13 protein-coding genes are annotated in these 13,622 nt (G+C 64.1%); 3 read left to right on the forward strand and 10 right to left on the reverse strand.

Going from position 1 to position 13,622, the window contains the following annotated elements:
• Positions 1-60: 60 nt before the first annotated feature.
• Entirely contained in the window at positions 61-1,179 is a 1,119-nt protein-coding gene (dnaN, locus tag ACMVO5_RS08585; RefSeq protein ID WP_416907106.1) for a DNA polymerase III subunit beta, read from the reverse strand.
• Positions 1,180-1,261: 82 nt separating this feature from the next.
• Between dnaN and ACMVO5_RS08590 the strand changes: the two genes are divergently transcribed.
• A complete protein-coding gene (locus tag ACMVO5_RS08590) occupies positions 1,262-1,882 on the forward strand; it encodes a histidine phosphatase family protein (protein ID WP_416907107.1) in 621 nt (206 codons plus the stop codon).
• A 7-nt stretch (positions 1,883-1,889) separates the two neighbouring features.
• Here the strand turns inward: ACMVO5_RS08590 and ACMVO5_RS08595 are convergent, their stop codons facing one another.
• Positions 1,890-3,170 carry a dipeptidase gene (locus ACMVO5_RS08595; RefSeq protein WP_416907108.1) on the reverse strand — a complete coding sequence of 427 codons (1,281 nt, stop codon included), beginning with the start codon at positions 3,168-3,170 and terminating at the stop codon, positions 1,890-1,892.
• A gap of 65 nt (positions 3,171-3,235) precedes the next feature.
• Here ACMVO5_RS08595 and ACMVO5_RS08600 point away from each other — a divergent pair, with 65 nt between their 5' ends.
• Positions 3,236-4,378, forward strand: a complete 1,143-nt coding sequence (locus ACMVO5_RS08600; protein ID WP_416907109.1) for an acyl-CoA dehydrogenase family protein — start codon at positions 3,236-3,238, stop codon at positions 4,376-4,378.
• Between the two features lie 131 nt (positions 4,379-4,509).
• Here ACMVO5_RS08600 and ACMVO5_RS08605 read toward each other — a convergent pair whose 3' ends face one another.
• Positions 4,510-5,838: an amidohydrolase family protein gene (locus tag ACMVO5_RS08605; RefSeq protein WP_416907110.1), complete on the reverse strand. Its 1,329-nt coding sequence runs from the start codon at positions 5,836-5,838 to the stop codon at positions 4,510-4,512.
• A gap of 132 nt (positions 5,839-5,970) precedes the next feature.
• Here ACMVO5_RS08605 and ACMVO5_RS08610 point away from each other — a divergent pair, with 132 nt between their 5' ends.
• Positions 5,971-7,071: a fatty acid desaturase family protein gene (locus ACMVO5_RS08610; RefSeq protein ID WP_416907111.1), complete on the forward strand. Its 1,101-nt coding sequence runs from the start codon at positions 5,971-5,973 to the stop codon at positions 7,069-7,071.
• 1 nt (position 7,072) lies between these two features.
• Here ACMVO5_RS08610 and ACMVO5_RS08615 read toward each other — a convergent pair whose 3' ends face one another.
• The 7 genes from ACMVO5_RS08615 to pufB all read right to left on the reverse strand — a co-directional run bounded on the left by ACMVO5_RS08615 (position 7,073) and on the right by pufB (position 13,506).
• Positions 7,073-7,936, reverse strand: coding sequence for a hypothetical protein (locus tag ACMVO5_RS08615; protein ID WP_416907112.1), 864 nt, complete (start codon positions 7,934-7,936; stop codon positions 7,073-7,075).
• Positions 7,937-8,107: 171 nt separating this feature from the next.
• On the reverse strand, positions 8,108-9,850 hold the full coding sequence (locus ACMVO5_RS08620) for a flavin-containing monooxygenase (RefSeq protein WP_416907113.1): 1,743 nt from the start codon (positions 9,848-9,850) through the stop codon (positions 8,108-8,110).
• A 138-nt stretch (positions 9,851-9,988) separates the two neighbouring features.
• Positions 9,989-11,137: a photosynthetic reaction center cytochrome PufC gene (gene pufC, locus ACMVO5_RS08625; protein ID WP_416907114.1), complete on the reverse strand. Its 1,149-nt coding sequence runs from the start codon at positions 11,135-11,137 to the stop codon at positions 9,989-9,991.
• Positions 11,134-12,105 (reverse strand): photosynthetic reaction center subunit M, encoded by a 972-nt coding sequence (gene pufM / locus ACMVO5_RS08630; protein ID WP_416907115.1) that lies wholly within the window; start codon positions 12,103-12,105, stop codon positions 11,134-11,136. The genes pufC and pufM overlap by 4 nt, the downstream gene beginning before the upstream one ends.
• 14 nt (positions 12,106-12,119) lie before the next feature.
• Positions 12,120-12,944 carry a photosynthetic reaction center subunit L gene (gene pufL, locus ACMVO5_RS08635; RefSeq protein WP_416907116.1) on the reverse strand — a complete coding sequence of 275 codons (825 nt, stop codon included), beginning with the start codon at positions 12,942-12,944 and terminating at the stop codon, positions 12,120-12,122.
• Between the two features lie 140 nt (positions 12,945-13,084).
• Positions 13,085-13,267: a light-harvesting antenna LH1, alpha subunit gene (gene pufA, locus ACMVO5_RS08640; RefSeq protein WP_416907117.1), complete on the reverse strand. Its 183-nt coding sequence runs from the start codon at positions 13,265-13,267 to the stop codon at positions 13,085-13,087.
• An 11-nt stretch (positions 13,268-13,278) separates the two neighbouring features.
• Entirely contained in the window at positions 13,279-13,506 is a 228-nt protein-coding gene (pufB, locus tag ACMVO5_RS08645) for a light-harvesting antenna LH1, beta subunit (protein WP_416907118.1), read from the reverse strand.
• Positions 13,507-13,622: the final 116 nt, after the last annotated feature.

Genomic DNA, 13,622 nt, shown 5'->3' on the forward strand with positions numbered 1-13,622 from the left:
TTACACGCGAATCATGTCGGTCTTTGCGCGTTACACGCGCATGTTGTGGGTCTTTGCGCGTTACACGCGCATGGGCATCAACACATAAAGCGCGCGCGAATTGTCGGATTCGCGGATGAGGGTGGGGGCGCCGGCGTCGGCGAGATGAACGTCGACGCTGTCGGTGCCGACCTGGCCGAGAATGTCGAGCAGATAGCGGTAGTTGAAGCCGACCTCGATGGCATCCGAGCTATAGTCGGCCGAGACGTCTTCGGAGGCGGTGCCGTTTTCGGGGCTGGTGACCGAGAGGGTGACCTTGCCGGGGCTGAGCGCGAGCTTGACCGCGCGGGTCTTTTCCGTGGTGGCGATGGCCGCGACGCGGTCCACGCCTTCGGCCAGCGTTCGGGTTTCGACGACCAGCCGCTTGTCATTGGCGGTGGGGATGACCCGGCTGTAATCCGGGAAGGTGCCGTCGATGAGCTTGGAGGTGAGGGTGGCTTCCTTGCTGAAGCGGAAGCGGATCTTGGAGGTCGAGAGTGCGATCTCGACCGGCGTGTCGTCGGGATATTCGTCGATCAGCTTGCGCACTTCGGCGACGCATTTGCGCGGCACGATGACGCCGGGCATGGCTTCCGCCCCTTCGGGCAGGTCAAGCTCGATGCGGGCGAGGCGATGGCCATCGGTGGCCACGGCGCGCAGGCGGCCGAGACCCTCGGGGGCGTGGATGTAGATGCCGTTCAGATAATAACGAGTCTCCTCGGTGGAGATGGCGAAGCGGGTGGCGTCGATCAGCTCCTTGAGGCTGCCAGCGCTGAGCGTGAACTGGGTGGGCAGCTCGGTCTCGGCGATGACGGGGAAATCGTCGCGCTTGAGGGTGGACAGGCTGAAGCGCGAGCGGTTGGCGACGACGGTCATCCGGTCTTCGCTGGTGGCCAGCTCGACCTGCGCGCCCTCGGGGAGCTTGCGGACGATATCGAATAGCGTGTGGGCGGGCACGGTGGTGGCGCCGCCGATGTCGATTTGCGCCGGAATGGTCTCGACGATCTGCAGGTCGAGATCGGTCGCCATCAGGCGCAGGCCCTGCTCACGCGCCTCGATGAGAACATTGGACAGGATGGGGATGGTGTTGCGCCGCTCTACGACGGATTGCACATGCGCGAGGCATTTCAGGAGCGTGGCGCGTTCGACCGTGGCCTTCATTTATGATCCTTGCTCTGGAAGGTCCGCTGATGAGAAGCATGCACTATAGCGGCTGGGCCGCGCCGTGCTAGAGGCTAGGACCATGGATATCATCATCGCCCGCCACGCCGAGACGGTTTTCAACGCCGCCGCCCGCATGCAGGGACATATGGCGCACACGCCGCTGACGCGGGCCGGCATCGCCCAGGCCGAGGCGATGGGCGCGGCGCTGGCGGCCGACGGGCGGGCGGGCGGGCGCGACCTCTGGGTGTCGCCGAGCGGGCGCACCCAGCAGACGGCGGCGATCGTCAGCGAGCATCTGGGCCGCGACTTCTTCGACTGGCGGCATGACGCGCGGCTGCTGGAGATTGATGTCGGCGCCTGGGAAGGGCGCTTCTATGCCGATATCGTGCGCGAGAGCGGGCCGATCGTTGATACCGAACGGCGGCTGTTCTGCGTGCCGCCGCCGGGCGGCGAGTGGTTTCCCGAAATTGCGGCGCGGCTGCGCGGCTGGCTGGCCGAGCTGGACCCGGCGCGGCCGGTGCTGGCGATCAGCCATGGCATTACCGCGCGGGTGCTGCGCGGGCTGTTGGTTGGCGGGGAGGACTGGCACGGGGTGAAGGTGGCGCCCGATGCGCCGCAGGGCACGGTGCTTCATGTGAAAGACGGTGCCGAGACGGTGCTTCACCTCGGCGCGGGTGTGCAGGGCGTGCGCGCAGCCTGAGCTTTGACTAGCGGCCGACGGTGGCGGCCGACGGGGTTTCGCTGGCCATGGCGGCGGCGACCTTTTCCGCCTGTTCGAGGGCGCGCAGGATGTTGCCGCCGGCGAGCTTCTGCAGATTTTCGTCCGTCCACCCGCGGCGGATGAGTTCGGCGAAGAGCAGCGGGTAGGTCTCGACGCCTTCAAGGCCCTTGGGGCCAGCGGGGATGCCGTCATAATCGGCGCCCAGGCCGATGTGATCATGGCCGGCGACCTTGGCCATATGATCGAGATGATCGGCAACGACCGTGTAATCGACGACCGGCGCGGGATTGGCCTTGGTCCATTCAGCCATGGCGGCGGCGGAGCGATCGGGCTGGCCGAGATAGAGGAGATTGAAGCGGGTGAAGGCGGCCGAGCGGGCGGCGGCATATTCGACCGATTTCTGATCGATGAAGCCGGGGACGAAATTGGCCATGACGACGCCGCCATTGTCCTTCATCATCGCCAGCACATCATCGGGGACATTGCGCGGATGGTCTGCGAGGCCGCGCGCCGAACTGTGCGAGAAGATGACCGGGGCCTTGGTGACGGCGAGCACTGCCTTCATGGTGGCGGGCGAGACATGGCTCAAGTCGACGAGCATGCCGATGCGGTTCATCTCGTTGATGACGACCTTGCCGAAATCGGTGAGCGGCACGGCGCGCGGCGCTTCATTGGCGCTGTCGGCCCAGTCGGAATGCTTGGTGTGGGTGAGCGTCATGTAGCGGACGCCGAGCTGATGGTACATGCGCAGCACGGGCAGGCTGTTGTCCATCTGGCTGGCGCCTTCGACGCCGAGCAGCGAGGCGATCTTGCCCTGTTTCTGGATGCGGCGGATATCGGCCGCCGTGCTGGCGAGTGCGAAATGCTCAGGGTAACGGCGGATGATGCCATGCACGATGTCGATCTGGCTGATGGTGGCCTTGACCGCTTCGGGGCCAGTGACGCTTGCGGGCACATAGACCGACCAGAACTGGCCACCGACCTGGCCTTCATGCAGGCGCGGGATGTCGGTGTGCATCGGGTTCTGGAAACGGCGACTGTCGGCCATGAGATCGACCTGCCACCATTCCTCCCCAAAGCGGCCGCGCAGCGCGCCCGGCCAGTCATTATGGCCGTCGATGACGGGCTGTTTCTTGAGCACGGCGACGGCGCGCGCCATGTCCCTGTCAGTTGGTTGGGCGCTCGCGGTGGTGCTGAGCAGAAGGGCGGCGAGGGCGGGGAGGATCATCTTCATGAGATGCATCGTCGCACCATATCGGCCTCCCATGCAAGAGAGGTAGCGGCGATTTTCGCGGCGACTATCCTGTTGCGGTATCTATCAGGAGAATGTCGATGCTCGAGGTTGGCGAACGGACGGTTTATGGCGAGGAGCATAATGCGTTCCGGGGCACGGTGCGCAAGCTGTTCGAGCGCGAACTCTATCCCAACCTCGACCGCTTCGAGGAAGAAGGGCTGGTATCACGCGACTTCTGGCGGGCGTGCGGCGAGAACGGGCTGCTGTGCCCGACGGTGCCCGAAGAATATGGCGGGCTGGGACTGGATTTCGGTTTCAACGCGGTGGTGAACGAGGAGCTGGCCTATGCCGGGTCTTCGGCCGGGATCACGCTGCAATCGGACATCGTGGCGGACTATATCCTGGCCTATGGCAGCGAGGAGCAGAAGCGCAAATATCTGCCGAAGATGATCTCGGGCGAACTGATCACGGCGATTGCGATGACCGAGCCGGGGGCGGGCAGCGACCTGCAGGGCGTGAGGACCACGGCGAAGAAGGACGGCAACCATTATGTGATCTCGGGATCCAAGACCTATATCACCAATGGCCAGAACGCCGACCTGATCATCGTTGTCGCCAAGACCGAGCCGGACAAGGGCGCCAAGGGCACTTCGCTCATTCTGGTGGAGGCCGGCACGGAAGGCTTCGCCCGCGGGCGCAACCTCGACAAGATCGGGCAGAACTCTGCCGACACCTCGGAGCTGTTCTTCAACGATGTGCGCGTGCCCATGACCAATTGCCTGGGCGAGGAGAACAAGGGCTTCATCTATCTGATGAGTCAGCTGCCGCAGGAACGGCTGGGCATCGCCATTTCGGCGCAGGCCGGCGCGCAGCGCGCGTTCGACGAGGCGGTGAAGTTCGTCAAGGAGCGCAAGGCCTTTGGCAAGACGGTTTTCGACTTCCAGAACACCAAATTCCAGCTGGCGACGATGAAGACCGAGCTTCAGGTCGGCTGGGCGCATGTCGACTGGGGGCTGAAGCGGCTGATGGAGGGCAAGCTGACCGCCGCCGAGGCGAGTGCGGCCAAGCTGTGGCACACCGAGATGCAGGGGCGCGTGGTCGACGAGGCGCTGCAGCTGCACGGCGGGGCGGGCTATATGAACGAATATCCGATTGCGCGGATGTGGCGCGATGCGCGGGTGCAGCGGATTTATGGCGGGACGTCCGAGATCATGCGCGAGGTGATCAGCCGAACGATCTGAGCGCAGCGCGGCCGAAAGCAAGCGGAGCTTGCGCGCGGACTCGCGCAAGCTCGGCCGGCGGGGCGGGCGGCGACGCCGACCGAACCCGTCCGACGTCAGCCGCGGCTTTGCCGCGGCCCGAAGCGGTCCCCTCAGCGGCCGGTGATGTTCTTGTAGATCCGGCCGTCCTTCATGATGACGAGAAAGTTCTTCGCCGGATCGGTGACCAGGGTGAGGTCTGTGGTGGGATCGCCGTCGACCAGCAGCAGATCGGCGAGCGCGCCCGCTTCGACCACGCCGAGCGCGCCCGGATAGGGGTTGCGCGGGCCGGACATGGCAAGCAGCCGGGCGTTGGTGCTGGTGGCCATGATCAGCGTCTCGGCGGGCGTGTACCAGCGGGTCATCTTGGCGAGAATGGCGCCTTGCAGCCGGGCATTGGCAGGCGAGAACAGTGTATCGGTGCCCCAGGCGACCTTGAGCTTGTATTTTTTGGCCAGCGCATAGGCATTGTCGGTGCCGGCGAACATTTCGCGCTGCTTGGCGGCATTGGGCGAGCCTGCGGGGTAGCTGTTGGCGCCGGGGCCTTCGATGAAGGGCTGGAGGCTGAGCCATGTGTCGTTCTTTGCCATCAGCTGGGCAGTCGGCTCGTCGATCAGCTGGCCGTGGTCGATGCACTGGACGCCGGCTTCAATCGCCTGGCGAATGGCGCGCGGCGTATAGGCATGGACGGTGACATAGGTGCCCCAGTTTTGCGCGGCTTCGACAGCGGCACGAAGCTCGGGCACGGAATATTGGGTGACATCGAGCGGATCATAGGAGGAGGCGACGCCGCCGCCGGCCATCAGCTTCAATTGGGTGGCGCCGAGCGCCAGCTGCTCACGAGCGCGCTTGCGGACGAGATCGGGACTGTCGGCGATGGCGTTGGCACCGACGCGCTCACCGTAGGTCATGCTGCCCTCGGCGGCAGGCATTTCGGTGGGCAGGCGGAAATCCCCGTGGCCGCCGCTTTGCGAGATCATGGCGCCGGCCGGATAGATGCGCGGGCCGGGCACAAGGCCCGCATCGACCGCGCGCTTGAGGCCGAAGGCGGGGCCGCCGAGATCGCGGATGCTGGTGAAGCCGCGCATCAGCATGGCCTCGGCTTCGCGCGCGGCCGCGATCGACATGAAGCCGAGATCGGCGGTGAGCGCTGCAAGCTGGGGCAGGCTGGCGAACATGATGTGGGTGTGCGCATCGATAAGGCCGGGCATCAATGTGCGGCCCTGGCCTTCGATGACTGTGGCGCCGGGCGCTGGCCGGGCGTCGGCCCCCATGGCGGCGATGATGTTGCCGCGCACCAGCACGTCGGTGGGCGGCGAAAGCGCGGGCGATGTGCCGTTGAAGACGCGGACGTTTCTGAACAGGGTTTCGGGCGGGCTCTGGGCGGCTGCGGGCGCGGCGACGAGCAGGGCCATGGTGGCAAGAAACTGGCGGCGGAACATGGAACGCTACTCCTTCACCATCCAAGTCTAGCAGGCCGGCGGCGCGCTGGCACCACCCATGCGGCATTGTCGATGCTGGTTTTGGTGGCTTTCTGCCCCTAAGCGGTCGCAATCGCATGCGATGAAGGCGACATGACGACTAAGACCCTTGCCCGCGATCTCCCGTTGGACGCGCCGCTGGTGCGCGAGGAACAGCGCGCGCGCGGCGAGGATGCGGCGATGATCCGGCTGGCGTCAGGACTGGCGCGCGAACTGGGCGACTATCGGCCGTGGGTTTATTGGGCCGACACACTGGCCTCGGCGCTCATCGGCTGGGGGGCGCTGGCGGCGCTCATGCTGCTGCCGGCGTTGCCGCTCTGGGCGAGCGCGGGGCTGTTTGTACTGAGCGTGCTCGGCCTCTATCGGCTGGGCAGCTTCATTCATGAAATCAGCCATATGAAGGATAGTTCGGTGCCGGGCTACCGGACGGGCTGGAATCTGATTGCCGGTGTGCCGCTGCTGATCCCCAGCTTCATGTATGAAGGCGTGCACAATCTGCACCATATGAAGAACCGCTACGGCACGGCGCGCGACCCGGAATATATGGCGCTGGCGCGGAAGCCCAAGCTGAGTGTTCCGCTGTTCGTGTTGGTTGCAGCGCTGGGGCCTTTGGGGCTGCTCATTCGCTGGGCGGTGCTGGCGCCGCTGTCGGTGCTTATGCCGGGGCTTCGCGCGTTCGTGGCGGCGCGCTTTTCGGCGCTGTCGATCAATCCGGAGTTTCGTCGCGAGCCGGTTTCGGGCGAGGCGCGGGCGCGCTGGCTGCGACTGGAGGTGGCGACGAGCCTTTTTGCCATGGCCGTGCTGGTCGGCGTGGTGAGCGGTGTCGTGCCGCTTCGTGCTTTTCTGATCTGGTTGGCCGTGCTGTCGGTGAGCATGGTCATCAACCAGATCCGCACGCTGGCGGCGCATCTCTGGGAGAATGACGGCACGCCGATGAGCATCACGGCGCAGTATCTGGACAGCGTGAATGTGCCGCCCCCTGCCCTGCTGCCTGCGATCTGGGCGCCGGTCGGGCTTCGCTACCATGCGCTCCATCATCTGCTGCCAGCGCTGCCCTATCATGCGCTGGGCGAGGCGCACCGGCGGCTGATTGCCGAAGTCCCGGCTGCCAGCGCCTATCATGGCGGCAACCATTCCTCGATGATGGGGGTGGTTGCGCGACTATGGAAAACGGCAGGGACGCACGCGGGCTGACTCAATCGTCCGTCTTGGCATCGCCTTTGCTTAGCGCCCCGCCGGGCAAATCAAGCGCGGGGAGCCAGACGCCGACATAGCCGTCATAGATCGCCGCGCGCACGGGGCTGAATGCCAGAATTCCGCCCTTGATCAATTTTACCTCGACGATCTCGCTGAGGAAATCCATCGGCACCCAATCGCTGGTGCGCGGATTCCAGGCCCAGACCTTCGCTTTGTCGCGGACATAAATGGTGTGGACCTTAGGAGCCTTTAGCGCCTTGTCCTTGTCGGTATCCTTTTCATCATTCTTGTCGCCACTTGCGGCATCCGGCTTCTTGTCATCCTTGGTCGGTGTAGGCGTTGCGCCGGGGCCCTTGCCCTTGTCCTTGTCGGGCTCGCCATTCTTGATGTTGTCGATCTTCTTCTTCAGCGCTTCGAGCTCGCGCTGCGCGGCCGCAATTGCCGCTTCGCGAATGTCATCATTTAGGTCCTCGACCTGTTTCTCGAGCTGCCGAATGTCGTTCTCGTCCTCAAGGCCGTCACGATGCTTGCGCGCGACCTTGAGTTTCTCGGCGATCCGCTTCTTCTCTTTCTCGACCTCGTCAAGATCTTCTAGGTCTTCGTTCTTCTCGACCGCCTGATCAGGATCAAGGTTCTGAGCGACCTGCTGGGCCATGCCGCCAAGCAGCTGGATTTCGCGCTTTGCTTCGATGGCGAGATGCTCGTTGACCTCATCCATCGCGAGTTTGAGCGCCTCGTTCAGCATCGAGACCAGGGCGGCGGGCGCGCCGATCTCGCCGAGATTCGCAATCTTCTTCCTGATGCGGCCAACTTCGTCGAACACATCCTGAACTGGCTGCGGCAGTTTCACGTCATCGGCCATGGCACCCTCCGCGATACGCGTCTCGCGAATGATAGCAGAATCCCGGCCCTGATACGAGGCGTGGGTGTGGACAGCGGGTAGAGGGTGGCTGGCGCTGACATGGTCAGCCGATCGCGCCCAGGAATGTCGTGACATTGTCCGACAATCCTGGGGCGTTGGCGATGGTCTGCGTTATTCGGCGGCGATGTTCTCGCCCGAGCGGGCGGCGTTGAAGGCCTCCAGTCGCTGGGTAATGATGGGCACGAGCGGCTCGGGGATCGGCACCGGCTCAGGGAAGCTGGTGAATTCGGGCTGGGCCGAAAGGACCTGGTCGCCACGACGGATGATGCAGCCTTCATAGCCTTTGGCGGCGACCGCATGGCAGACGTCGGTGTAGACGTTGAGACCACCGGCATAGGGCATGAAGCGGCGCGGTTTGCCGGGCACGTTGGCGCCCATGTACCAGCTGTTGGCGCGCGGCATCAGGGTCGTGGCGGCGATCTGGTCGACATGGTGGGACCAGGCATCCTGCGCCTGAGGGCTCGCCTCGATGCTGCCGGCCTGAGACGCGGCCAGATGGCCGATGCAATCGCTGACCCACTCGACATGCTGCTCGATGGCGTTGAACATGTTGGTGAGCACCGAGGGGCTGCCCGGACCGGTGATGGTGAACATGTTGGGGAAGCCGGCGACCATGAGGCCGAGATAGTTCACCGGACCGGCAGCCCAGGCTTCCTTTATGGTCTGGCCGTCGCGGCCGCGGATGTCGATGCGCTCGATGGCGCCGGTCATCGCGTCAAAGCCGGTGGCGAGCACCACGGCATCGAATTCATATTCATGGTCGCTGGTCTTGAGGCCCTTGGCGGTGAAGGTTTCGATCGGGGTTTCGCGCAGATCGATGAGACTGACATTTTCGCGATTGTAGGTGGCATAATAGCCCGTGTCGACGCAGGGGCGCTTGGTGCCGAAGGGGTGGTCCTTCGGGGTCAGCTTGTCGGCAACCACAGGGTCCTTGACCTGTTCGCGGATCTTGCGGGCGATGAAGTCCGCGACGACCTTGTTGGCCGCCTCGTCGATGCCCTGATCGGCGAAGGCGCTGAGGATGCGGAAGCCGCCGATCTGCCAGCGCCGTTCGAGCTCAGCCTCGATTTCCTCAGGCGTGGATTGGGAAATCAGGGTCTCGCGATACTCGTTCTGAAAGCCATAGGGCGAGGCCTTGGACGCGGCCGCATAACCGCGGGGGTCGGCCTTCCAGCGGGCCATCTCATCTTCGGGCACCGGGCCATTGTGCGCGGGTGTGGAGAAGTTGGGCGTGCGCTGAAACACGGTGAGGTGCGCGGCCTGGGCGGCGATCTCGGGGATCGACTGGATCGCCGAGGAGCCGGTGCCGATGCAGCCGATGCGCATGCCAGTGAAATCAACGCCTTCACGCGGCCAGCGCGAGGTGCGGATGATGCGGCCCTGATAATCGTCGATGCCGGGGAAATCGACTTCGGTGGGGATGGACAGGCAGCCGGTGGCGAGAATCAGGTGGCGGGCGGTCAGCGTTTCACCATTGTCGAGCGTCACCAGCCAGCGCTCGTCGGCCTCCTGCCAATGCGCGGCCATGACCCTGGTGTGGAAGCGGATGCTGCGGCGCAGGTCGAACCGGTCAGCGACATGATTTGCATAGGCGAGAAGTTCGGACTGGGGCGCGTAGCGCTCCGACCAGAGCCAGTCCTGTTCGAGGTCAGGATCGAAGGAATAGCTATATTCGATGCTCTGGGTGTCGACGCGCGCGCCGGGGTAGCGGTTCCAGTACCAGGTGCCACCGACATTGCTGCCGGCCTCGATCGCCTCTGCCTCGATGCCGAGCGCGCGGAGGCGGTGGATGAGGTACATGCCGGAGAAGCCGGCGCCGACGATAAGAACTTCGCGATCAGTTTCGGACGTCATCGATATCTCCCCAAACGACGAATTCAGCGCACCCTAGCAGTCTTTTCCGGCCTTGGAAGTTGGCGATGTGGAGAGGGGGCAAGAAAAAACCCGGACCGTCAGGTGACGGCCCGGGTTTATCGTGTCGCCTGTGTCGGGTCAGGCGGCGGGCTTTTCAGCCTCGACGGCGGCGACCGGAGTCGCCTCCATGGTTTCGGCTTCTTCCATGGCCTCGGCGGCGGGCGCAGCGGCAGCGATGGCCATGCCGTGCGGCGCCTTGAGGGCCGGATAGTCCTTCAGCATCTTGGCGCCGCCCATCGGACGGTTGATGCCATTGTGACAGGTCGCGCAATTGACCTTGAGGGGGTCACCCTCGGGGCCGCGACGATTGCCATAGGGGCCTTCGCCATTGGCCGGCCAGGTGTCGCCAAGCGCCGTGATGTAGTTGTTGTTGATGTCACGCACCATGCGGATGCCGTACCAGGCGTTGACCCGCTGGGCGCGGCTGTCGTCCCACTTCCCGAAATTCTGGGAATTGTGACAGAAGGTGCAGTTGACGCCGAGGCCCTGGCTCATGTGCATCATCAGGCCATAGGTGGTCTCGGTGCTGACGATCGACGCGTCACTCGGCTGGTTGGGATAGGCCGACTTGCCAATCACGCGGATCGGACCCTTGCCAGCCAGATAGGCCGAGAAGCTGTCATAGGGCAGCGAGGCATAGGCGGTCTGGATAAGCGGCGAATTCTGGCCAAGCTTCTTGCCGGGGCCGGCGGCCGCCCAGTTGTTGGCCGGGACCGGATTGCCACGGTGGCAGGTCCAGCAGGTGACACCCGCGCCTTCCGAGCCCTGTCCGTAGTTGTTGTTGAAGTGGGGCGTCCAGTTGGCGTTGATGTTGCGGGTCATCTGCAACATCTTGCGGGCGACGACCTTGGTGTAGACCTCGTCCGACGCCATGTTCTCGGGGTTGTGGCAATAGTTGCAGCCGCCGGTTTCCGGATATTGGTCGGCGGGCGCGATCCACTCGGTGATCGAGGCCATGATGTAGTTGAACTCGTCGACCGAGACGTCGCCGAGAAGCTGGACATTCTCATAGACGTCCTTCGCCCGGTCGCCCTCGCGCATGTCGGGGGTGAGTTCATAGGGCGGCGCGGGCACTTCGGCGGCGACCTTCATCGTTGCCTTGTGCTTGATGTCCGCGATGGCGACGCCATTGGGGCCCTGCTGTTCGACCACTTTGGTGCCGATTTCGCAGCCGCCCAGCATGAGCGCTGGGACGGCGGCGAGGAGAGTGAAGTGCTTTCTCATCATTGCGGTGCTCCCGGGAGCGTGGACGGATCGATTGTCCCGGTCGCCGGATATTGTTCGGCGAAATGGTGCTCGACCGCCCAGAGGTACCAATTGTCGACAACCGTGCCGGTGAGCAGGATGCCGATGCCACCGGTCAGGGTGGTCAGAACGGCGAACCACCAAGCCCAGCGGTGGATCGATTCCATAGTGGCGTTGAAGCCCATGGTCCAACGCCAGAACAGCGCAGCGCGTTCTGACGCAGTCCCGCGGTCGGTGATCTGCTCGATCTCGCGCTCACCGCCATAACGGCCGACAGCCAGGATGGTCGCGCCGTGCATCGCGAAGAGCAGGGTGGAGCCATAGAGGAAGGCGATCGAGAGGGCGTGGAAGGGATTGTAGAAGAGATTGCCGTAGCGGATCGAGAAGGCCGCCGTCCAGTCAAGGTGGGGGAAGATGCCAAAGGGCACGGCTTCCGACCAGGAGCCCATGGCGATGGGGCGGATGAAGCCCAGCACAAGATAGAGCCAGATGGCCGACGCGAAGGCCCAGGCGACATGGGTTCCCATGCCGAGCTCACGCGCGCGGCGATAGGTGCGTGCCCACCAGAGCAGGATGGACGCGGTGAGGAAGAAGCCGGAGATCAGCCACCAGCCGCCTTCGGCGAGCGGGGGCAGGATCTGGAGGCCATATTTGGCAGCCGGCGGCTCCAGCGACAGCCAGAAGAACTGGCGGACGAATTGGATCGGATCGTAATTGACCGACGCCGCCATGTTCATGCCCATGATGACGATGCTGATGGCGCCGCAGATCAGCGCGGCGACCCCGAGCTTGCCGAGATAGACGGGGCCGATCTGGGCGCCGCCGATCTTGCCCATGAGATAGGTGAAGCCGAAGGGACCGAACCGCGGATCATTGTTGGGGCTGAGCGGGACGCCCGGCTCCAGTTCGCCGCGAAGCTGAACCTGGGTGAAGATGTTTTGATAAGCCATGGTTCAAGCCTCCCTTAAGACCAGATCGGCAGATTGAGCCACCAGGTCCACCACTCCGGCCAGCCACGCGACCAGAAGGGGCCGCTGAGGATGATGCAGACGGCGCTCCAGAAGCCGGCATTGAGCGCCAGCAACAGGCCGACGCGGTGGATGCCGAGCGTGCCGACGGAATAGCCGATCAGGTCGCGGAAGAAGGTGTCTTCATATTCCGGCGACTTGACGTCTTCGCCCTTGGCCGGATTGACCGCCGAGAGGACGAGCGCGCCGTGCAGGCCGAGCGCCAGCGTGGTGGTGAAGAAGAAGCTCACCGCCAGCATGTGCGCCGGGTTGTAGTGGAAGTGGAGATATTGATAGCCGGTGTTCGACACCCAATCGAGGTGCGGGAAGATCCCGTAAGGGAAGCCCCAGCCCCAGGCGCCCATGAGCACCGGGCGGATGACGACCAGCGAGACATAGGCGAAGATGGCGACCGAAAAGGCGAAGGGCACGTGATAGCCCATGCCAAGCTTTCGGCAGATCTCGACTTCGCGCAGCGCCCAGCTGCTGAAGGCGCCGATGGCGCAGATGGTGATGATCTGCCACAACCCACCTTCGCGCAGCGGCGCGAGGCTGAGCCCATATTTGATGTCCGGCGGGGCGATGTTGATCAGCCACGGGTTCCACGTCGGGCCGATGGCCGCGCCGTAGAAGATCAGAGCTGTGCCCAGCGCTGCGAAGAAGATCGTCGTGACACCGAAGAAGCCCACGTAAAAGGGGCCGATCCAGAAGTCGAAGAGGTCACCGCCAATGAGCGTGCCTCCCCGCACACGATATTTGCGTTCAAAACTCAACAGCGCCATGGGGCACCTCCCTCCGGGCGACCGCTCGGGATAGAGCGGGTGCGCGGGCCTTCAGATTTTGGTGCGGTGGAACGGGGCCGGGGTTGCCAGCCCCGTTCGCATCGCAGTTTCAGTTACGCAATTGTTACTGATCCGCGCGCCTAGACGCGGGTGTCGACCTCGGTCACAGCGGCCATGGTGTCCGACGCGGCGGCACCATCGAGCCAGTTGTAGCGCTCGGTCGAGAGCAGGATGAAGTGGATCAGGATCGCCAGCGTGAACAGGAACACGGCGAGCGCGGTCATGATCCGCTGCGGGTTGAAAGTCTGCCAGATTCTCCACATTTTCGTTCTCCTTAGCTGCGGGGCGAAGCGGCGGCAGCCGTTTCGGCCATCTGGGCATTCTCAACCGACGAGAGCATCGGCTTGACTTCCCCGAGCCACGGGCGCCATGCCCAGACTAGGAAGTGAGCGATGATCGCCACGAAGGTAAAAAACGCCATCGACGCGACGAAGCCCTTGTGGAACTCCTTCGCTTCGGCGTCGGTCAGGTAGGTACCTGGACCAATCTTGCTGTCACTCATGCAGTTTTCCTCCAGTCTGTCCGCCAAACGGGGCCACTATGGCCTCGCCCGACCGGCGGCTTTGCGGCGTTGGAAACCACCGCAAAGGGGTTGATGGCCAAAGCGGCCAAAAGAGT

It is taken from the genome of Polymorphobacter sp. (assembly GCF_048007885.1).
Classification (GTDB): domain Bacteria; phylum Pseudomonadota; class Alphaproteobacteria; order Sphingomonadales; family Sphingomonadaceae; genus Sandarakinorhabdus.

Bases quoted from the DNA above. Each gene is read 5' to 3' on its own strand.
- dnaN (WP_416907106.1), bottom strand. From the start codon at position 1,179: ATGAAGGCCACGGTCGAACGCGCCACGCTCCTGAAATGCCTCGCGCAT.
- ACMVO5_RS08590 (WP_416907107.1), top strand. From the start codon at position 1,262: ATGGATATCATCATCGCCCGCCACGCCGAGACGGTTTTCAACGCCGCC.
- ACMVO5_RS08595 (WP_416907108.1), bottom strand. From the start codon at position 3,170: ATGGGAGGCCGATATGGTGCGACGATGCATCTCATGAAGATGATCCTC.
- ACMVO5_RS08600 (WP_416907109.1), top strand. From the start codon at position 3,236: ATGCTCGAGGTTGGCGAACGGACGGTTTATGGCGAGGAGCATAATGCG.
- ACMVO5_RS08605 (WP_416907110.1), bottom strand. From the start codon at position 5,838: ATGTTCCGCCGCCAGTTTCTTGCCACCATGGCCCTGCTCGTCGCCGCG.
- ACMVO5_RS08610 (WP_416907111.1), top strand. From the start codon at position 5,971: ATGACGACTAAGACCCTTGCCCGCGATCTCCCGTTGGACGCGCCGCTG.
- ACMVO5_RS08615 (WP_416907112.1), bottom strand. From the start codon at position 7,936: ATGGCCGATGACGTGAAACTGCCGCAGCCAGTTCAGGATGTGTTCGAC.
- ACMVO5_RS08620 (WP_416907113.1), bottom strand. From the start codon at position 9,850: ATGACGTCCGAAACTGATCGCGAAGTTCTTATCGTCGGCGCCGGCTTC.
- pufC (WP_416907114.1), bottom strand. From the start codon at position 11,137: ATGATGAGAAAGCACTTCACTCTCCTCGCCGCCGTCCCAGCGCTCATG.
- pufM (WP_416907115.1), bottom strand. From the start codon at position 12,105: ATGGCTTATCAAAACATCTTCACCCAGGTTCAGCTTCGCGGCGAACTG.
- pufL (WP_416907116.1), bottom strand. From the start codon at position 12,944: ATGGCGCTGTTGAGTTTTGAACGCAAATATCGTGTGCGGGGAGGCACG.
- pufA (WP_416907117.1), bottom strand. From the start codon at position 13,267: ATGTGGAGAATCTGGCAGACTTTCAACCCGCAGCGGATCATGACCGCG.
- pufB (WP_416907118.1), bottom strand. From the start codon at position 13,506: ATGAGTGACAGCAAGATTGGTCCAGGTACCTACCTGACCGACGCCGAA.